Here is a 19,439-nt window from a genome sequence, read left to right as displayed (position 1 = left end):
TAGCGTCCGGGACCGACCCGCCGCGCGGGGACGTTCCGCCGTGCGGCGCCATCCGCCCACCGCCGCAAGCGAGTTGGGCCGTCCCATGACTGGGGATCCGATATGAAAGTACGTCAACTCCTCACCGTGCTCTTCGCCGTGCTGATGCTCTGCGCGACCGCCCCGGGGTCCGCGCAGGCCGCCGGGATGCCGTCCGGCCCGTACGTCTCGCCCTGGGGCGACGCCCAGGTCGAGTGGGCACCGGAGTTCAAGGCGCGGCTGGCCGAGCAGGAGGTGGTGATCACCCCGATCGACCCGGTGTACGCGCTGCCCGGGGACGCCGGCATCAAGAGCGACATCGGCTGGACCTCCGGCGACCACTTCGACCTGGAGGAGTTCGGCCGGGTCTACTACCCCGGCGGAGTGAACCTCAGCTCCTCGCTGTCCGGGGGCAGTTGGACCATGGACGAGTTCTACCTGCGGTTCTCGCCGACCCGCGGCCTCTCCTCCTACCTGGAGGTGAACGGCGTCAGGTCCGAGACCGAGCAGCTGTTCTGCTCCTACACCCTGCGGGACGCCTTCGGCCCGGGCTGGGGCCTGGCCCCGGGCGGGATCCGCACCGCCCGGGTGCCGCTGACCCTCACCGCGGTCGGCGCCGGGACGCTGAACGAAGCGCTCGGCACCTCCTTCGAAGCCGGCGACGCCTTCGGCACCCTCTCCGGCACCTTCCGCTACCTGCCCTGACACCCGATGGGATCCCGGACCGTGAACCTCCTCCGCAAACTGGCCGCCACCGCCGCCGCTGTGGCCCTCGTCCTCCCGCTCGGCCCGGCCACCGCCGCGCAGGCCTCCGCATCGGTGCACCAGGACGCCGGGCACCAACCTCCGCAGCTGCGGGCCGTCGGCCCGTACATCTCGCCCTGGGGCAGCGCCCACGTCCGGGCCAGCGAGAGCACCAAGGCGTGGCTGGCCGGTGTCGGCGTCAAGCTCGGCGCCATCGCGCCGTTCACGCTCGACCCGGACGGCCACGGCTTCGACATGCCGATCGGCTCCACGGCCGGCGACCACCTGGACGAGAAGGGCCGGATCTTCTACCCGGGCGGGATCACCCTCACCCAGGAGAGCAGCGGCCACGTGGTCGAGCTGATCCCGACCTGGATCCGGGTGATGCCGCAGCCGGGCTACGCGGCCGGCATCCGGGTGGACGGCAAGGACGTGCTGGAGGAGGTGACGATCGCCTACACCACCCCGGAAGAGGTGATCGCCAACGGCCGGCCGACCCTGACCGGCTTCAAGCTGGACCAGGTGCCGTTCCACTTCACCAAGGACGCCGCCGGGCTGACCGCCGTCTTCTTCGGCAGCGGGCCGGCGCCCGACTCGCTGTTCGGCACGCTGACCCCGCGCTTCGACTACGTGCCCACCAAGTAGCGGAATAGCCCGGTGCACCGTCCTGTTGAGGGCGGTGCGGGACCGACCACGAGAGAGGCAGGGAGCCGACCATGAGCAGCAGCACCGTCGAACTGACCACCGAGAACTTCGACGAGGTGGTGCAGGGCCCGGACGGCAAGGCCTTCGTCTTCATCGACTTCTGGGCGGGCTGGTGCGGCCCCTGCGTGCGGTTCGCGCCGGTCTTCGAGAAGGCCGCCGAGCGCCACCCCGACCTGGTCTTCGCCAAGGTGGACACCGAGGCGCAGCAGGAGCTCGCGGCGGCGTTCGAGATCCGCTCGATCCCGACCCTGGCGATCATCCGCGAGGGCGTGATGATCTTCTCCCAGGCGGGCGCGCTGCCCGCGCAGGCCTTCGAGGAGCTGATCGGCAAGGCCCGCGAGCTGGACATGGACGAGGTCCGCGCCAAGATCGCGGCCGAGCAGGCCGAGCAGGCCGCCGCCGAGGCCTGACGCAGGTTTCCGGCCCCGCCCGCGGGGCCGGAAGGCGCACCGGTCGCGACCGGTGGGCGGGAGCATGGGCGGGCCCGGGGACGAGACCGGGCCCGCCCACCTTCGTGTCCGGCCCCCGCCCCGGCCGTCAGAGCCGGGCCGCCAGCCCGTCCAGCAGCAGGCGCAGCGCCAGTTCGAAGCCCCGCTCGTCCAGCCCGTTCCCCCGGGCCGCCGAGGCGGCGAGCGCCGCGGCCAGTGACGGGTAGCCGGGCCGGTAGTCCTCCGCCGGTCGGGCGAACCCGGCCGTGAAGGTCTCCAGTGCGGAGCCGAGGACCAGGTAGTCCAGCGCGGCGGCCGCCTCGGCGGCGTCGGCGGGCTCGAAGCCGGCCCGGCCGAGGCAGGCCAACAGGCTCTCGTAGCCGAGGAGTTGGCGCTCCGCGCCGACCTGCCGCCGGGCCAGCAGGGCGATCGTGTGCGGGTGGCGCAGGAAGGCCGCCCGGTAGCCGCGGGCGTACTCGGCGACGCCGGCCCGCCAGTCCGGGCCCGCCAGCGGCCCGAGGTCGATCTCCGCGTTGACCAACTCGGCCAGCCCGTCGACCAGTTCGTCCTTCCCGGCGACGTGGTTGTAGAGCGAGGCCGCCTTGACGCCGAGCCGCTCGGCCAGCGCCCGCATGGTGAGGCCGTCCGCCCCGTCCTCGTCCACCACCGCCAGCGCGGCGGCCGCGATGGCCTCCCGGCTCAGCAGCGCCCTGTTCGGTCGGCCCACGCCCGCCCCACCCTTCCACCCGTCTCCGACCGGCCACGTTACAGCCTGGTCTCACCCCTTCCCTCTCCCGCCCCGGGCCGCTACGGTCACCGACTAACAAAGTTAGTTTTACGACGGTGAGGCGGTTCCCGATGACCGACGAGATGACCGACGGCGCACCCGGCACGGACAGCGAGACACTGGCCGCGCTCGGCTACCGCCAGGAGCTGCGCCGCAGCCTGGGCGTCCTGGGCAACGTCGCGATGGGCTTCGCCGTGGTCTCCCCCGTGGTGGGGCTCTACGCGGTGGCCCAGGTGGGCATGGGCCTGCGCGGCGGCGCCTGGGTCTGGGCCCTGCCGGTCTGCCTGCTCGGGCAGCTGCTGGTGGTGGGCGTCTACTCCGAGCTGGCCTCGCAGTGGCCGCTGGCCGGCGGCGCCTACCAGTGGGCCCGGCGGCTGGCCTCCCCCGGCTTCGCCTGGCTGAGCGGCTGGCTCTGGCAGTTCGCGGTGATGTTCGCCAACACCACCGTCGCCTACCTGGCCGCGCCCTGGTTCTTCGCGCTCTTCGACGCGGTCCCCACGCCACCCCAACTGGTGCTCACCGCCGCCGCGTTCACGGTGGCCTGCCTGCTGGTCAACGCCTACGGGATCAACCTGCTGCGCTGGTTCGTCAGCGCCGGCATCGTGGCCGAGACGGTGGCCTCCGTCCTGGTCGGGCTGGCGCTGCTGTTGTTCTTCCGTGAGCACGGCTTCGCCCTGCTCACCGACGACCTCGGCGCCTCGGCCGCGACCGGCACCGGCGGGCTGGCCGGGCTGCTGGCCGTGGTGGCGGTCGGCGGCTGGGCCTTCATCGGCTTCGACGCCTGCGTCTCCACCGCCGAGGAGACCAAGGACGCGGCCCGCCAGGTGCCGCGCGCGATGCGCTGGGCGCTGCTGAGCGTGGGCGCCGTGGTGATCCTGAACGCCGTCTCGGTGGTGCTGGCCCACCCCGACCCGGCCCGGGTGGTGGCCGGCGAGGACCTCGACCCGGTCACCACCGCCGTGGTGACCGGCTTCGGCGGCTGGGCCGCCAAGCCCTTCGTCGTGGTGGTGCTGGTCAGCTTCGCCGCCTGCCTGATGGCCTCCCAGGGCGGCGCCGCACGCGGCCTGTACTCGCTGGCCCGGGACGGCGTCTTCCCGTTCTCCCGGCAGATCCGCACGGTGAACCGCCATCAGGCGCCGATCGGCGGCCTGGTCGCGGCCACCCTGGTGAGCGCCGCCGCACTGCCGCTCGGCCTGGAGTCCACCGCGATCGGCAGCCTGATCACCTTCGGCAGCGCGGCCACCTTCCTGCCGTTCTTCCTGCTCTGCCTGACCGCGCTGGTGGCCCGGCTGCGCGGCACCTGGCGCCCGGCCGGGGCGTTCTCGCTCGGCCGCTGGGGCACCCCGGTCAACCTGCTGGCGGTGCTGTGGACCGGCTTCGAGGTGGCCAACATCTGCTGGCCGCGCGCGGTGCTGGCCCCGCCCGGCGCCCCCTGGTACCAGGTCTGGGCCGCCCTGCTCGGCGTCGGCCTGGTCACCCTGGCCGGGATCGGCTACCTGCTGGTGCGGCGGCCGCAGCGCCTGATGACCGGTCGGCCCGCGGCCGCCGAGGGCGAGTTCACGGCCTCCGCAGCACGGTGATGCCGTCCTCCTCGGCCACCGTCAGGTAGCCGGCGGCCCGGTAGGCGGCCAGCCGCTCCAGGGTGCGGGCCTCGGGGCAGGGGCTCTGCACCGTCGGGTCGGTGCGGTCGATCACCACCCACTGCGGCGGGGCGGCCGACTCCGGGCCGCCCTGGCAGGCCAGGCTGACGGTGGCCCGGGAGACCAGCAGCGGGCTCAGCCGGTTGCTGGCGGCCACCGTCACGCCGTCCGGCACCCGCTCCATCAGCCGGTGCGCGGTCCGCACGTGCGCGTTCGGCGTCCAGCCGCCGGGCAGGACCAGGTCGCGCAGCGGGTAGGCCACCGCGCCGACCACGGCGAACGCGGCCACCCAGGCCAGCACCAGCCGACGCGCCCGGGCCCACCGCCACCCGCCCTCGCGTCCGAGCCTGTCGATCAACGCGCCGAACAGCACCGGCATCAGCACCGCGCTGTAGTGGTACGACGGTTCCCAGTAGTGCTGGTTGGCCCCCAGCAGCCGCCAGCCCAGGGTGGGCAGGGCCAGCAGCACCAGCGGCGAGCGCACCGCGACGAAGGCGACCGGGGCGGCCAGCATGAACAGCAGCACCCACTTCAGGGGCGGCCAGAACAGGAAGAACGGCGAGAAGCCGGTCGAGCCCTCGGTGCCCGGGACCTGGTTCCAGTAGTCGAAGACGCCGTGCGTGTTGGCCATCGGCAGCAGCACCAGGGTCTCCAGCGCGGTGGCCGCCGGGCCGAGCACCAGCAGCGCCAGACCGCCCCACCGCACGGCGGGGCGGTCCCCGCGCCAGAGCAGGTAGCCGCCGACCGCGCCGACGGTCAGCCCGAGGTCCTCCTTGACCAGCACCAGCGGCAGCGACCAGAGCACCGCCGCCCGCCACCGCCGGGCCGCCAGCGCCTCCACGGCGAAGGCCAACAGCGGTACGGCGAAGGCGATTTCGTGGAAGTCGAAGGCGACCGCCGAGACCATCCCCCAGGAGCTGCCGAAGGCCAGGCCGATCAGCAGCCCGGCCCGGTGCCCGGCCGTCCGGCAGGCCCAGCGGGTGAGCGGCCAGCAGGCCAGTGCCATCAGCACCGCCTGGGCCAGCAGCAGGGTGACCGGCCCCGGGGCCAGCCGGTAGGCCGGGGCGAGCAGGGCCAGCACCGGGTGGAAGTGGTCGCCGAGCAGGTTGTAGCCCGGGCCCTTGAGCTCGACCACCGGCAGCCGGCCCTGGGCGTAGGCGCTCACCGCCTGCTCGAAGATCCCCAGGTCGAAGGCGGCGCTGAGCATCCGCCGGTGCCGGGTGACCGAGACCAGCGCGTACACCACGGCGAACAGGCAGGCCACGGCCGCCGCCACCCCGTTCGGGCCGAGGGCCGCCCGGTGCGGCACCTCGGGCTTCGGGCCGGCGGTCCGGCCGGGCCGCCGCTCCAGCAGGGCGAGGTTCATCTGATCACCATTCCACTAGTTAACTAGTGGAATGGTGATCACGGCACGTCCGGGCCTGTCAAGGGCGGCACTTGACGTCCACCCCCGCGACTGGGCAGGATTTCCCTAGATAACTAGTGGAATGAAGGTCAGGACGTGGTCGAGTACCTCATCGACCGGCACAGCGGTCTCTCCCCGTATCTGCAGATCGTGGAGCAGACCAAGCGCGCCCTGCGGCTGGGCGTGCTCCGCCCCGGCGATCAACTCCCCACCGCCCGCGAGGTGGTGGAGGCCACCGCGATCAATCCCAACACCGTGCTCAAGGCCTACCGCGAGCTGGAGCGGGAGGGCCTGGTGGACAGCCGGCGGGGAGTCGGCACCTTCGTCCGGCGTTCGCTGGCCAAGCCCGAGACGGTCGCCGCCTCCGCCCTGCACGAGGAGCTGGCCGACTGGGTGCGCCGGGCCCGGGAGGCCGGGCTGGACCGGGAGGACGTCGAGGCCGTCGTCACCACCGCACTGGACGCCGGCTTCCCGGCTGCACCGCCCCACTGACCACCAGCGCACGCACCAGCACGGCCGAGGAGCCCGGGTGAACCATCCCACCGAAGCGCAACTCCCGCAGCACATACCGGCCTTGAGGGCCACCGGCCTCGGGCTGAAGTACCGCCGCGGCTGGGCCCTGCGCGACTGCGAGCTCAGCCTGCCGGCCGGCCGGATCACCGCCCTGGTCGGCCCGAACGGCGCCGGCAAGTCCACCCTGATGGCACTGGCCGCCGGGCTGCTCACCCCCACCACCGGCACCGTCGAGGTCTTCGGCCACGCGCCCGGCACGGCGGAGGGCCGCCGCCGGATCGCCCTGCTGGCCCAGGACAAGCCGCTCTACCCCCGGCTGTCCGTCGCCGACACCCTCCGGATGGGCCGCGAGCTGAACCCCTCCTGGGACCAGAAGGTCGCCGAACTCGTCCTGGAGCAGGGCGGCTTGGCACCCACCGCCCGGGCCGGCTCGCTCTCCGGTGGCCAGCGCACCCGGGTCGCCCTCGCCCTGGCCCTCGGCAAGCGGCCCGAACTGCTGCTGCTGGACGAACCGCTGGCCGACGTCGACCCGGTGGCCCGGCACGAGCTCACCGGCCTGCTGCTGGCCCAGGCTGTGGAGCACGGCACCACCGTGCTGATCTCCTCCCACGTGCTGGCCGAGCTGGAGGGCGTCTGCGACCACGTGCTGCTGCTGCGCGACGGCAGCGTCCGGCTGGCCGGTGAGGTGGACGAGCTGCTCGCCGCCCACCGCAAGGTGGTCGGCGCCCACGAGGGCGAGGGCATCCCGCCCGCGCTGGCCGCCCACCACCTGGTCGAGCTGCGCCGGACGGGCCGTCAGGCCACCGCGATGATCCGCCCCACCGGCCCGGTCGCCCCGGACTGGGACCTGGGCGAACCCACCCTGGAGGAACTCCTGCTCGCCCACCTGCGCGCCCCCGGCACCGCCGCACCGACCGTCCGCGAGGAGGTGACGGTCCGTTGAGCACCGCCGTCCTTCCCCGCCCCTCGCTGCGCGGCACGGCCTGGCTGAGCCTGCGTCAGGAGCGGACCACCCTGCTGGCCGCCGGCGGCGTGCTGCTCGCGGTCTGCGCCTGGGTGCTGTACTTCGGCTGGCGGATCGACTCCTGGGTCACCGCCAACGGCCTGCAGGGCTGCAACGACGTCTACTTCCCGCCCGAGTGCACGGCCGTGAACGCCCGGGCCACCGAGCTGTCGATGTGGTGGCCGCGGGGCGTGGTGGCCACCGGCTGGACGCTGTTCGCGCTCCCGGGCCTGCTCGGCCTGTTCGTCGGGGCACCGCTGCTGGCCCGGGAGTTCGAGTCCGGCACCCACCGGCTGGCCTGGACCCAGTCCGTCTCGCGGTCCCGCTGGCTGGCCGGGCGGCTGGCCGCGCCGTTCGCGCTCACCCTGCTCGGCTCGCTGCTGCTGGCGGGCGTCGCCACCTGGTTCGCGCGGGTGGTCGAGGGGCGGCTCGGGGTGCCCGGCTACTACCACTGGTTCACCTGGATGAGCCGGACCACCTCCGGCCCCTCCGTGGTCGGCTTCTGCCTGCTGGGCCTGGCGATCGGCGCGGCCGTCGGCCTGGTGGTGCGCCGGGTGGTGGCCTCGATGGCGGTCACCGCCGTGCTCACGGTGGGCCTGCGGCTGGCCGTCGACAACCTGCGCGACCTCTTCACCCCGGCCGTGGAGGCGACGGCCCCGGTCAAGGTCTCCCTCATGCCGCACGACGCGGACATCGCCCACCTGGTCAACGGCCACTTCCCCGTGATCACACCGCTGGACTCCGAGCTGCTGGAGACCGGCTACCGCACCACGGCGGGCGTCCGCGTCCCGGCCCACGACAACTGGCCGCCGTTCGCCCTGCCGGACGGCAGCCTGCTCTGTCAGTCCCCCGGCTGCGAGACCTACGCCGCCTCGGTCGACCAGGCCTACGTGCTGCACCACCCGCCGTCGCACGCCTGGCCGATGCTCTGGACCCAGACCGGGCTCTGCCTGGTGGCCGCCGCGGCGCTGGTCGGCTTCTGCTTCCTCTGGGTGCGCCGGGTGCGCTGAGCGCGTCCGACGGAACGTCAGGAGGCCGGGTCCCCGGAACAGGGGCCCGGCCTCCGCCGTTCATGTCCCTACTTCTGCTGCCAGGAGCGCCAGAGCGCCGCGTACGCGCCGTCCCGGGCGACCAGTTCCTCGTGGCTGCCCAGCTCGGTCAGCCGCCCGTCGGCCATCACGGCCACCCGGTCGGCGTCGTGCGCGGTGTGCAGCCGGTGCGCCACCGCGATCACGGTGCGGCCCTTGAGCACCGCCGCCAGCGCCCGCTCGGTGGCCCGGGCCGCCGTCGGGTCGAGCAGGGCGGTGGCCTCGTCCAGGATCACCGTGTGCGGGTCGGCCAGCACCACCCGGGCCAGCGCCAGCTGCTGGGCCCGGGCCCCGTCCAGCCGGTGGCCGGTGGGGCCGAGCTCGGTGTCCAGGCCGTCCGGCAGGTCGTGCGCCCAGCCGACCGACGCCAGCGCCTCGGTCAGCTCGCGGTCGTCGGCGGTGGGTGCGGCGATCCGCAGGTTGTCCCGGAGGGTGCCGAGGAAGACGTGGTGCTCCTGGGTGACCAGCACCACCTCCCGGCGCAGCAGCTCCGGGTCCAGGTCGGCCACCGGCACGCCGCCGACCAGCACCGAGCCGCCGCTCGGCCGGTCCATCCCGGCCAGCAGCCGGCTCAGCGTGGTCTTGCCGGAGCCGGACGGGCCGACCACCGCCAGCCGCTCCCCCGGACGGACCGTCAGGTCGACGCCGTGCAGCACGTCCTGGCCGCCCTCGTAGGCGTAGCGGACCCCGCTCACCTCGATCCGCTGGTCGGCCGGGCGGGCCGTGCCGGCCGCCCCCGCGTCCTCGGCCGGCACCGCGCCGACCCCCTCGACCCGGGCGAAGGAGGCGGCGCTGCTCTGCAGCTGCTCCAGCCGGAGCATCACGGTGTCCAGCGGGTCGACCAGCCGCCGCAGGTAGAGCGTGCAGGTCACCACCGCGCTGAGCGCCACCGAACCGTTGGCGTGCAGTGCGCCGCCGACCAGCAGCACCACCGTCACCGGCGCCACGTAGGAGGTGTCGACCAGCGGGAAGAGGAAGCTGCGCAGCAGCAGGGTGCGCAGCCGGGCCGTCCGGGAGACCTCGATCGCGGTCTCCATCGCGGCGGTGCGGCGCTCTTGGAGGCCGAGCGCCTCGACCGTCCGGGCCCCGGCGGCGGTGGTGCCGAGCACCTCGGCGACCTCCGAGTTGGCGGCGCCCTCGGCCAGGTAGGCGTCCCGGGCCCGGGCCAGGTACCAGCGGGCGACGAACCACAGGCCGGAGAGGGCGAGCACGCTGCACGCCCCGAGCAGCGGGTCGACCAGGAAGATCGCGACCAGGATGAACAGCCCCTGGAAGATCCCCACCGCCATCTCCGGGACGCTGTCCTTGAGGGTGGTGCCGACGGTGGCCACGTCGGTGGTGCCACGGGTCGTCAGATCGCCGGTGCCGACCCGCTCCACCACGGTCGGCGGCAGCGCCAGCACCCGGTCGACCAGGCGCTCGCGCAGCCGGGCGGCGGCCCGCTCGGCCACCCGGTAGCCCTGGTGCACCGCCTGACGGGTCAGCAGGAGCTGCACCACGCCGCAGACCACCACGGCGAGTGCCAGCCGGTCCACGGCGGCGGTGCCGTGGCCCTTCACCACCGCGTCGACGATCCGGCCGAGCAGCCAGGGCCCGGCCAGGCCGACCAGGGCGGCCAGGCCGTTCAGCACGGTCACGCCGCCGAGCGCCCGGCCGTCCTGGCGCAGCAGCGCGGCGGCGGCCCGGCGGGTCTCCCGGGGCGTGGCGACGGGAAGGGCTCGTTCGGTGCTCATCGGGCGGCCTCCTCGGCGGCGGCGGGCGAGGACGTGCGGGCCGTCGGCAGCGGGACGCGGGGGCCGGTGGGCGGCTCCTCCTCGTCGCGGGAGACCAGGGCCCGGTACTCCGGGGCCCGGCGCAGCAGTTCGCGGTGGGTACCGGCGGCGGCGACCCGGCCGTCGGCCAGGTACAGCACGGTGTCGGCGAGGTCGAGCAGCAGCGGCGAGGTGGAGACCACCAGGGTGGTCCGCCCGGCCCGGAAGGCCCGCAGTCCGGCCGCCATCGCCGCCTCGGTGTGGGTGTCCACGGCGGAGCTGGGCTCGACCGCGATCAGCACCTCCGGATCGGCGAGCAACGCCCGTGCCAGGCGCAGCCGTTGACGCTGGCCGCCGGAGAGGTTGCGGCCCTCCGCCCGGATCGGGGCGGCCAGGCCGCCGGGCAGCCCGCGCAGCACGTCCAGCGCCGAGGCCGCCTCCAGGGCGGCGAGCAGCTCCTGGTCGGCCGGCTCCCGCCGTCCGCCGAGCACCTCGCGCAGCGGCCCGGCGAACAGCGCCGCCTCGTTCTCCGCCAGCACGATCCGGCCGCGCACCTCGCGCAGCGCGTACTCCTCCAGCGGGCGGCCGTCCCACCGGCCGCCCTCCGCACCGGGGTCGGCGAACAGCGCCAGCCGGTCCGCCACCTCCAGTGCCTCGGCGGGCCGCCGGGCGGCGAGCACCGTGAGCCCGCCGGGGGCGAGTTCGACGCCGGAGAGCTCGTCCCGGAGCGGGGCGGGCCCGGCGGGGGCCGGGGTGGCCGCGGCGGCCGGGCCGGCCGGGCGGGGCTCCAGCCGGAGGAAGCCGACCGTCCGCCCGGCCGCGACCAGGCCGCGGGTGAGGTCGCGGCCGCCCTCGATCAGGAAGTAGACCGGCACCGTGAGGGCCGCCGTGTAGCCGTAGACGGCGACCAACTCGCCGATCGTGATGGAGCCCTGGGCCGCCATCCGGGCGGAGACCCAGGTCACCGCACCGAGGAAGAGCAGCGGCAGTCCGCTGCCGAGCGCCTCGATCCAGCTGGCCACCCGGCCGACCTTGAAGCCGTCGGCCATCAGCTTGCGCGACTCCCGGGCGTACCGGGCGGCGAACTCCTCCTTGCCGCCGAGCCCGTTGAGCACCCGCAGGCCGTCGCTCAGGTCCTCGAACCGGGCCGCCACCTCGCCCTGCTGCTCCCGGTACCCGGCCTCGGCCCGCTGGACCCGGGCGAGCATCGGACCGATCAGCCCGGCCAGCGCGGGGACGCCGAGCAGCACCAGCACGGCGAGCACCGGCGAGATCCGCAGCAGTTGGCCCGCGACCAGCAGGTAGGCCACCACGGCGCCGAAGCCCGGTCCGCTGAAGGTGAGGGTCTGGCTCATCCGCTGCACGTCGGAGACGCCGATGGTCACCACCTCGCCGGTGGCGGTCTGCCGGGGCAGCTCGCCACCGAGCCGGACGGCCTGACGGACCACCACGCGGGTGGTGCGGAAGGTGGCGTTCATCCGGACCTTGGTCATGGTGCGGTGGCGGTACGCCCCGATCACCGCGTTCACCGCGCCGACCACCAGGAAGGCCACCGCCCACCCGGCCAGCGCCGGGTAGCTCCCGGCCTTGAGGCCGTCGTCCACCGCCCGGGAGAGGATGTAGGGCATCATCGTCAGCGCGCCCAGCCACACCGCGCTCAGCACCGCGCCGAGCGCGACCCGCCCCGGCTGACTGGCCGCCAGCCACCACAGGTACCGCCCGGCACTTCGCACGTCCGGTTCCCCCGGACCAGTTCTCTCGACCGTCACCACGGCACCCTAGCCAGCCACCCGGCCGCCGGGCCTTCGAATTTCGTACCGAAAGCACAACGTCTGACCTGCGGCCATGCCGCCGGGCCGCGGCCCGGCGCTCAGTGTCCCAGCAGCTCCGCCCCCACCCGGGCCCGTGCCCCGGCCAGCTCCGCCTCCACCTTCTCCTGCTCGATCCGGCGGAAGGCCACCGGCGCCGGATCCACCGGACGGGCCGTCAGCAGCCGGATCCGAAGGTGGGTCGGCGGGTGGGCGGGGTCCGCCGCACCGAACTCCCGGGCCGACAGCCGCAGCCGCCGTTCCAGCTCGTGCGGGGGGAGGCCGGCGGCCAGCCCGCTCAGCTCCGCCCAGTACTCCGCCACCGCCCGGTCCCGCCCGGGCCGTCCATCCTCTCCGGGCCGCGCCCGGATCCGGGTCGCGGCCGCCTCGGCGCTCGGGGCGAGCAGCAGGCCCGCGAGCATGCCCCGGACGGCGGCGGGCGGGGCGACGGTGGCCGAAAACCGGTCCGCCAGGTACTCGGCCCGCTGCCCCGAGCGGGCGCCGAGCCGCTCCAGCAGGGCGAGCAGCCGCTCCGGCCCGAGCCCCAGCAGGCGCCGCGGCACCAGCGCCACGGACCTGACGATCCGGATGGTGAACCCCACGAAGTCGCGCTCCGGCTCGACCCGGTGCGCCACTAGGCGCCACTCCCGCAGGGTCGACTCGGCCGACCGCAGCCAGCGGCCGCGCCGGGGATCCCCGTTGACGTCGTGTCCGAGCTCGTGCCCGAGCAGGGCGACCCGCTCCGGCCCGGTCAGCACCGCCCAGTAGGGCAGCCCGATCCGCAGCACGGCGCGGCGGCGCAGGCCGATCCGTTCGAAGGAAGCGCCGAACTCCCCGGTGACGCGGATCAGGTGCACCGGCTCGGCGCCGACCGCGGCGGCCACCCGGTCCGCCAGCGCGTACAGCTCCGGCGCCTCGGCGCGGGCGAGGTCGGCGGGGTCCGGCCGGAGGCGGCCGAACCGGGGCCGCAGCGCGTAGCCGAGGAGCAGGCCGCAGCCGCCCAGCACCCGCAGCGGCCAGGGGCCCGCCACCAGCAGCGCGACCGATCCCAGGACCACGGCGGCGGTCACCAGGTGCACCACCCCCGCCAGTGCCGCGGCGGCCAGGCCGCTGCGGTCGGGCCCCGGCTCCTCGCCGCGCTCCAGCGCCTCGTGGAGCTGCTCCGCCCGCCGCCGCACCTCCCGCGCCCGGCGCTCCTCCCGGGCCCGCCGCCGGACGGCACGGCGGCCCTGCGGCGGGGCGGCGGGCTCCGGTGCGGCCGGTGCGGCCGGTGCGAGGTTCCACTCGCACGCGGGGCACCAGAGCGGGTACCGGTCGTCGTCGGGCAGGGGGGGTCGTGCACGAGGGGCAGGCGGTGGCTCTCGGCATGGGTCGGGATGATCCCAGGCCCCGCCGCGAACGGACCCGCCCGTTTCCGGCCATCCGTGGGCCGTCCCACCCGGCCCGCCGGTGGACTCCCGTCCCACGGGCACCGGCGCGGACGCCCGCGGTCCGACGGCCCGTCAGCCGCGACACACCGGGGTCGGCACTGGCCCGGCCGCCCGGGCCCGCGCAGGATGGGCCCGTACGGAGGGTCGGCGGAGGGAGCGGGGCAGTGGTGAGCGGCGAGGCGGAGCAGTACGACGTGGTGGTCCTCGGGGGTGGTCCGACCGGGGAGAACCTGGCCGACCGGACGAGGGCGGCGGGGCTCAGCACGGTGCTGGTGGAGAGTCAGCTGATCGGCGGCGAGTGCTCGTACTGGGCCTGCATGCCGAGCAAGGCGCTGCTGCGCCCGGCCCATGCGCTGGCCCACGCCCGGGCGCTGCCGGGGGCGCGGGAGGCGGTGACCGGGGAGCTGGACGCGGCGGCGGTGCTGGCCCGGCGGGACGAGTTCACCTGGCACTGGCACGACGACAGCCAGGTGACCTGGCTCCGCGACACCGGGATCGACCTGGTGCGGGGCCACGGCCGGCTGGCCGGGGAGCGGCGGGTGGAGGTGGAGACGCCGGAGGGCGTGCGGGTGCTGACGGCCCGTCACGCGGTGGCGGTCTGCACCGGCTCGCGGGCCGCGCTGCCGCCGGTGCCGGGGCTGGCCGAGGCCCACCCGTGGACCAGCCGGGACGCGACCAGCTCGGCCAAGGTGCCGGGCCGGCTGACGGTGGTCGGCGGCGGGGTGGTGGCGGTGGAGATGGCCACCGCCTGGCGGGCGCTCGGCTCGCGGGTCACCCTGCTGGTGCGCGGCGGGAAGCTGCTGGAGCGGATGGAGCCGTTCGCCGGGGAGCTGGTGGCGGACGGCCTGCGGGCCGCCGGGGTGGACGTCCGGCTCGGTGCCGAGGTGGTGCGCCTGGCCCGGCAGGGCGGGGAGGTGACGCTGACCTTGGCCGACGGCTCCTCGGTGGCGGCGGACGAGGTGCTGTACGCCACCGGCCGGGTGCCGCGGACCGACGACATCGGGCTGGCCAGCGTCGGCCTGGAGCCGGGCCGCTGGCTGCCGGTGGACGACTCCTGCCTGGTCGAGGGCGTCCCGGGCGGCTGGCTGTACGCGGCCGGGGACGTCAACCACCGGGCGCTGCTGACCCACCAGGGCAAGTACCAGGCCCGGATCACGGGCGCGGCGATCGCCGCGCGGGCGGCCGGCGAGCCGCTGGACACCGCGCGCTGGGGCGCGCACGCGGCCAGCGCGGACACCGCCGGGGCGCCGCAGGTGGTCTTCACCGAGCCGGAGGCGGCGGCGGTCGGCCTCTCGCTGGCCGAGGCGGAGCGGGCCGGCCTGCGGGTGCGCGCGGTCGACTACGAACTGGGCCACGTCGCGGGCGCCTCGCTCTACGTGGACGACTACCGGGGGAGGGCCCGGATGGTGGTGGACCTGGACCGCGGCGTGCTGGTCGGCGCGACCTTCGTCGGCCCCGGGGTGGCGGAGCTGCTGCACTCGGCCACCGTCGCGGTGGTCGGCGAGGTGCCGGTGGCCCGGCTCTGGCACGCGGTGCCGGCGTACCCGACGGTCAGCGAGGTCTGGCTGCGGCTGCTGGAGACGCTCCGCGACGGCGTGGACTGACAGTCCCACCAGCGTATGTGACGACCCTTCACCCCCCGGAGGGAAATCCTCCGTGCACAGACGTCCGTGAAGTCCTTCGTGTGCTACCCAAGAGCCGTACGACTCCCGCCGAGCCGTCAGTTCCCGAGGAGCACCCATGGACCAGCCGGACCACGCCCCCGACCGCCGCGCCTTCCTGGGCCTGGCCGGGGCGGTCGCCGCCACCCTGACGCAGGTGATGACCGGAGCCGCCCCCGCCACCGCCGCCACTCCCCCTCGCCCGCCCGCGTCCCGGGCGGGCGAGGGGAGGACCGTGGCGGTGCTCGGCGCGGGCCCGGCCGGGCTGGCCGCCGCCCTCCGGTTCGGCAGCGCCGGGTACCGGGTGACGGTGCTGGAGGCCCAGGGCCGGGTGGGCGGGCGCACCCTCACCGCCCGCCCCGGGGACCGGATCACCGAGGTCTGGGCCGACGGCTCCACCCGCTCCCTGACCTGCCGGTTCGACCAGGGCCTGTACCTCAACCTCGGCGCCGGCCGGATCCCCTACCACCACCAGCGGGTGCTGGAGTTCTGCCGCACCCTCCGGGTCCCGCTGGAGCCGTACGTCCACACCAGCACGGCCAACCTCTTCCGGAGCGACGCCGCCTGGCAGGGCACCCCCAAACCCAACCGCCGGATCGCCAACGACACCCGCGGCCACGTCGCCGAGCACCTGCACCGGGCGCTGGAGCTGGGCAGCCAGGCCTCCGACGGGCTGACGCCCGCTCAGCGCGAGCGCTTCGCCGAGCTGTTGGTGTCCTTCGGCGCCCTCGACCCGGACGACCGCCGCTACCACGGCTCCACCCGCTCCGGCCTGGCCGCCCGGCCCGCGGTGCCCCAGCAGGAGGAGCCCGTCGACCCGCTCGCCCTGGCCGACCTGCTCGACAGCGGCTTCTGGGAGCACGGCTTCTACCAGGACAGCGAGTTGCACTGGCACACCACCTCCTTCCAGCCGGTCGGCGGCATGGACTCGATCTGGCGGGCGGCGGCCGCCGCGCTGCCGGCCGGCGTGCTGAAGCTCGACTGCCCCGTGCGCAGCGTCCAGCTGGACGGCGAGGGGGTCGTGGTCGGCTGGTCCGAGGGCGGCACCGAGCGGCAGCAGCGCTTCGACCACTGCCTGAGCAACGTCCCGCTGCCGGTGCTCCACCGGCAGGTCGCCCTGACCGGCGTGACCGAGGACTTCCGCACCGCCGTCCGGGACACCCCGTTCGCCCCCGCCTGCAAGGTCGGCTGGCAGGCCAACCGGCGGTTCTGGGAGTCCGAGCGCTACCAGATCTACGGCGGCATCAGCTGGGTCGACCACGAGATCCGCCAGATCTGGTACCCGTCCAACGACTACTTCTCCGCCACCGGGAAGGGCACCCTGACCGGCGCCTACAACTCCTACGGGGCGGCCGAGGCCTTCGGCGACCGCCCCCACGACGAGCGGATCTCCACCGCCCGCTCCGCCGCCGCCCGGCTGCACGACGAGTTCGCCTCGCCCACCGTGGTGCCCGGCGAGCTGGCGCTCTCCGTCGCCTGGCACAAGATCCCGCACCAGCTCGGCGCCTGGGCCGACTGGCGCCCGGCCGACCCGGAGCACAAGCACCTCTACACCACCCTGATGTACCCGCAGGGCGAGAACGCCTTCCTGGTGATCGGGGACCAGGTCTCCGCCCTGCCGGGCTGGCAGGAGGGCGCGCTGATGTCGGCCGAGTGGGCCTTCGAGCAGATCGCGGGCGGACGCCGGGAGGCCCGGGTGCCGGCACACCGCGTGCCGGACTCCCGGGCCCTCACCACCGGCGGGCTCTGACCGCCCCGGCCGGACGCCCCGTCAGGAGAGGCCTTCCTGGCGGCACGTCCTGTCAGGAGACGTTGACCGCCGCGTCCATCTCCCACATCAGCACCTCGGCGCCCGCCGCCCCGGCGGTGATCCGCTGCCCCTCGGCCGCGCTGATCCGGGCCGCGTCGCCCTCGTGCAGCAGGCCGGTGCCCTCCAGCGCCACCTCGCCCTTGGCCACGAAGAGGTGGACGAACGGCGCGGTCACCGTGCCCACCGTCTCCTCCGGGCGCAGCCGGGCCACGTGCAGCGCGGCGTGCTTCTGCCGGATGCCGATCGCCCGCTGATTGGCGTGCTTGCCCATCCCGGACGCCAGGGTGGTCCAACCACCCCGCGCCAGCTGGTCGTTGATGTCCAGTTGCTCGTACCCGGGGGCGATCCCGGCGGCGTCCGGGATGACCCACATCTGGATGAAGCGGACCGGGTCCTGGTGCTCGGGCTGCCCGGTGATCGTCCAGGAGTCGTTCTTCTCGCTGTGCAGGATCCCGGCGCCCGCGCTCATCCGCTGGGCCAGGCCCGGGTAGATGACGCCGTTGTGCCCCTCGGAGTCCTGGTGCACCAGGCCGCCCTCCAGCACCCAGGTGACGATCTCCATGTCCCGGTGCGGGTGGGTGTCGAAGCCGGTGCCGGGGGCCACCACGTCGTCGTTGGAGACCAGCAGCAGACCGAAGTGGGTGTTGGCCGGGTCCCAGTGCCGGGAGAAGGAGAAGGAGTGGTGGGAGTCGAGCCAGCCCGCCTTGGTGTGGAAGCGGTCGGCCGCGCGGCGGACGTCGGTCATGGTGGCCATCGGTACTGCTCCTCTCGCGTTCTTGTTGAATCATAAACCATCGACCGTTCTCCCTGATTCCCGGCACGATTCCCGGCCCTGGCCCCCGGCGCGCTGGCGTGCGGCCGCCCTCCCCCGGGAGCAGACTGGCGCCGCCAACGACCTCACCCCCTCAGGTGGTACGCCATGACCGAGTCACTGCTGGCCGTCGGAACGCAGAAGGGCCTCTTCCTGGGCCGCAGCCGCGACCGCCGCACATGGGACTTCACCGGCCCGCACTTCGCCATGAACGCGATCTACTCGGTCGCCGTCGACCGCCGCCCCGAGCGCCCGCGCATCCTGGTCGGCGCCGACAGCAGCCACTGGGGCCCGTCCGTCTGGTGGTCCGACGACCTCGGCGCCACCTGGCAGGAGCCCGGCACCCCGGCCGTCCGCTTCCCCGAGCACACCGGCACCTCCTTGGAGCGGGTCTGGCAGCTCCACCCGGCGGGCGAGGAGGCCCCCGGCGTGGTCTACGCGGGCACCCAGCCGGCCGCGCTGTTCCGCTCCACCGACGGCGGCGAGAGCTTCGCCCTGGACGAGAACCTCTGGTCGCACCCGCAGCGCGCCGAGTGGGCGGCCGGCTTCGGCGGCCAGGGCCTGCACACCGTCCTGACGGACCGTCGGGACCCGGACGCGGTCACCGTCGCGGTCTCCACCGGCGGCGTCTACCGCACCACCGACGGCGGCAGGAACTGGCGGCCCTCCAACACCGGCATCCGGGCCCCCTTCCTGCCGGACGAGTACCCCGAGTTCGGCCAGTGCGTGCACAAGGTCGCCGCCGACCCGGCCGACCCGGACCGCCTCTACCTGCAGAACCACGGCGGGGTCTACCGCAGCGACGACGCGGGCGGCCACTGGCAGGACATCGGCACCGGCCTCCCCGCCACCTTCGGCTTCGGCCTGGCCGCCCACCCCCACCACGGCGGCACCGCCTACCTCTTCCCGCTCGACGCCGACTACGCCCGCCTCCCGGTGGACCGCCGCTGCCGCGTCTTCCGCACCACCGACGCGGGCACCACCTGGCACCCGCTGGCCGCCGGCCTGCCCGACGAGGACCACTACGGCGTGGTCCTGCGCGACGCGCTCTGCACCGACGACGCCTCCCCGGCCGGCGTCTACTTCGGCAACCGCAACGGCGAGGTCCACGGCTCCGCCGACGAGGGCGAGAGCTGGAGCCTGCTCGCCTCCCACCTCCCGGACGTCCTCTGCGTCCGCGCCGTCACCCTCCCCTGAGCTCGCAGGTGCCAGCCTGACGGACCATCAGGCTGGCACCTGCGCACCATCCCTGAGCTGCGACGATCTCCACCTAGACTGATCGCGGCACGACCAGGGCGGACCCGCTCCGCATCCCCGTCGAGAAGCAAGGCATCCCATGTCGCTCAGCATCCGCAACCAGCTCTCCGGCACCGTCGCCGAGGTCACCACCGGCGCCGTGATGGCCACCGTCAAGGTCCGCCTCGCGGGCGGCCAGGACCTCACCGCCGCGATCACCGCGGACGCCGTCAAGGAGCTCGGCCTCACCGACGGCACCGCCGTCCGCGCCCTGGTGAAGTCCACCGAGGTCGCCCTCGCCACCGCCCCGGTGGCCGGCCTGAGCATCCGCAACCAGCTGGCCGGCACCGTCACCGAGGTCACCACCGGCCCCGCGATGGCCGGCGTCAAGGTCTCCGTCGAGGGCGGCGAGCTGACCGCCGCGATCACCGCCGACGCCGTGGCCGAGCTCGGCCTGGCGGCGGGCTCCACCGTGGTCGCCCTGATCAAGTCGACCGAGATCTCCCTCGCCACCGCCTGATCCACCGGCTCACCGGCTCACCGGCTCACCGCAGGGGCCCGTCGACGCGACACCGCGTCGGCGGGCCCGGTGCGTCAGCGG

General features: G+C 74.9%; 17 protein-coding genes. 11 read left to right on the top strand and 6 right to left on the bottom strand.

Annotated features, from left to right (window positions below):
- Positions 1-102 precede the first annotated feature (102 nt).
- The 3 genes from ACIA8O_RS19535 (at position 103) to ACIA8O_RS19525 (ending at position 1,877) form a co-directional block, all read left to right on the top strand.
- Positions 103-723 carry a hypothetical protein gene (locus tag ACIA8O_RS19535; RefSeq protein WP_396295146.1) on the top strand — a complete coding sequence of 207 codons (621 nt, stop codon included), beginning with the start codon at positions 103-105 and terminating at the stop codon, positions 721-723.
- Between the two features lie 21 nt (positions 724-744).
- Positions 745-1,407, top strand: coding sequence for a hypothetical protein (locus ACIA8O_RS19530; protein ID WP_396295145.1), 663 nt, complete (start codon positions 745-747; stop codon positions 1,405-1,407).
- Between the two features lie 71 nt (positions 1,408-1,478).
- Positions 1,479-1,877 (top strand): thioredoxin family protein, encoded by a 399-nt coding sequence (locus ACIA8O_RS19525; RefSeq protein WP_396295144.1) that lies wholly within the window; start codon positions 1,479-1,481, stop codon positions 1,875-1,877.
- Positions 1,878-2,004: 127 nt separating this feature from the next.
- Here ACIA8O_RS19525 and ACIA8O_RS19520 read toward each other — a convergent pair whose 3' ends face one another.
- Positions 2,005-2,622 (bottom strand): TetR/AcrR family transcriptional regulator C-terminal domain-containing protein, encoded by a 618-nt coding sequence (locus tag ACIA8O_RS19520; RefSeq protein WP_396295143.1) that lies wholly within the window; start codon positions 2,620-2,622, stop codon positions 2,005-2,007.
- A gap of 131 nt (positions 2,623-2,753) precedes the next feature.
- Here ACIA8O_RS19520 and ACIA8O_RS19515 point away from each other — a divergent pair, with 131 nt between their 5' ends.
- Positions 2,754-4,262, top strand: a complete 1,509-nt coding sequence (locus ACIA8O_RS19515; RefSeq protein WP_396295142.1) for an APC family permease — start codon at positions 2,754-2,756, stop codon at positions 4,260-4,262.
- On the opposite strand, the gene ACIA8O_RS19510 is transcribed toward ACIA8O_RS19515, so the two are convergent.
- A complete protein-coding gene (locus ACIA8O_RS19510) occupies positions 4,240-5,688 on the bottom strand; it encodes a DUF2079 domain-containing protein (RefSeq protein WP_396295141.1) in 1,449 nt (482 codons plus the stop codon). The genes ACIA8O_RS19515 and ACIA8O_RS19510 overlap by 23 nt on opposite strands.
- Positions 5,689-5,823: 135 nt before the next feature.
- Between ACIA8O_RS19510 and ACIA8O_RS19505 the strand changes: the two genes are divergently transcribed.
- The 3 genes from ACIA8O_RS19505 to ACIA8O_RS19495 are packed head-to-tail and all read left to right on the top strand — an operon-like array spanning position 5,824 to position 8,253.
- Positions 5,824-6,219: a GntR family transcriptional regulator gene (locus tag ACIA8O_RS19505; protein ID WP_396295140.1), complete on the top strand. Its 396-nt coding sequence runs from the start codon at positions 5,824-5,826 to the stop codon at positions 6,217-6,219.
- A gap of 37 nt (positions 6,220-6,256) precedes the next feature.
- On the top strand, positions 6,257-7,183 hold the full coding sequence (locus ACIA8O_RS19500; protein ID WP_396295139.1) for an ABC transporter ATP-binding protein: 927 nt from the start codon (positions 6,257-6,259) through the stop codon (positions 7,181-7,183).
- Positions 7,180-8,253: an ABC transporter permease subunit gene (locus ACIA8O_RS19495; protein WP_396295138.1), complete on the top strand. Its 1,074-nt coding sequence runs from the start codon at positions 7,180-7,182 to the stop codon at positions 8,251-8,253. Before ACIA8O_RS19500 ends, ACIA8O_RS19495 begins: the two co-directional genes overlap by 4 nt.
- 68 nt (positions 8,254-8,321) lie before the next feature.
- Here ACIA8O_RS19495 and ACIA8O_RS19490 read toward each other — a convergent pair whose 3' ends face one another.
- The 3 genes from ACIA8O_RS19490 to ACIA8O_RS19480 all read right to left on the bottom strand — a co-directional run bounded on the left by ACIA8O_RS19490 (position 8,322) and on the right by ACIA8O_RS19480 (position 13,068).
- Entirely contained in the window at positions 8,322-10,064 is a 1,743-nt protein-coding gene (locus ACIA8O_RS19490) for an ABC transporter ATP-binding protein (RefSeq protein ID WP_396295137.1), read from the bottom strand.
- Positions 10,061-11,815, bottom strand: a complete 1,755-nt coding sequence (locus ACIA8O_RS19485) for an ABC transporter transmembrane domain-containing protein (RefSeq protein WP_396295136.1) — start codon at positions 11,813-11,815, stop codon at positions 10,061-10,063. Before ACIA8O_RS19485 ends, ACIA8O_RS19490 begins: the two co-directional genes overlap by 4 nt.
- A 137-nt stretch (positions 11,816-11,952) precedes the next feature.
- Positions 11,953-13,068: a M48 family metallopeptidase gene (locus ACIA8O_RS19480; RefSeq protein ID WP_396295135.1), complete on the bottom strand. Its 1,116-nt coding sequence runs from the start codon at positions 13,066-13,068 to the stop codon at positions 11,953-11,955.
- A gap of 416 nt (positions 13,069-13,484) precedes the next feature.
- Between ACIA8O_RS19480 and ACIA8O_RS19475 the strand changes: the two genes are divergently transcribed.
- A complete protein-coding gene (locus tag ACIA8O_RS19475) occupies positions 13,485-14,924 on the top strand; it encodes a dihydrolipoyl dehydrogenase family protein (RefSeq protein ID WP_396295134.1) in 1,440 nt (479 codons plus the stop codon).
- A gap of 136 nt (positions 14,925-15,060) precedes the next feature.
- On the top strand, positions 15,061-16,731 hold the full coding sequence (locus ACIA8O_RS19470) for a flavin monoamine oxidase family protein (RefSeq protein ID WP_396295133.1): 1,671 nt from the start codon (positions 15,061-15,063) through the stop codon (positions 16,729-16,731).
- Between the two features lie 52 nt (positions 16,732-16,783).
- Here the strand turns inward: ACIA8O_RS19470 and ACIA8O_RS19465 are convergent, their stop codons facing one another.
- Positions 16,784-17,545 (bottom strand): pirin family protein, encoded by a 762-nt coding sequence (locus ACIA8O_RS19465; protein ID WP_396295131.1) that lies wholly within the window; start codon positions 17,543-17,545, stop codon positions 16,784-16,786.
- A 165-nt stretch (positions 17,546-17,710) separates the two neighbouring features.
- Here ACIA8O_RS19465 and ACIA8O_RS19460 point away from each other — a divergent pair, with 165 nt between their 5' ends.
- On the top strand, positions 17,711-18,799 hold the full coding sequence (locus tag ACIA8O_RS19460; protein WP_396295129.1) for a WD40/YVTN/BNR-like repeat-containing protein: 1,089 nt from the start codon (positions 17,711-17,713) through the stop codon (positions 18,797-18,799).
- A gap of 139 nt (positions 18,800-18,938) precedes the next feature.
- Positions 18,939-19,358 carry a molybdopterin-binding protein gene (locus ACIA8O_RS19455; protein WP_396295128.1) on the top strand — a complete coding sequence of 140 codons (420 nt, stop codon included), beginning with the start codon at positions 18,939-18,941 and terminating at the stop codon, positions 19,356-19,358.
- The last annotated feature ends 81 nt before the right edge of the window (positions 19,359-19,439 follow it).

The sequence above is a fragment of the Kitasatospora sp. NPDC051853 genome (assembly GCF_044452665.1).
GTDB lineage: Bacteria > Actinomycetota > Actinomycetes > Streptomycetales > Streptomycetaceae > Kitasatospora.
Note: the sequence above shows the minus strand (reverse complement) of the source record. Positions and strands in the feature narration are given on the sequence as shown.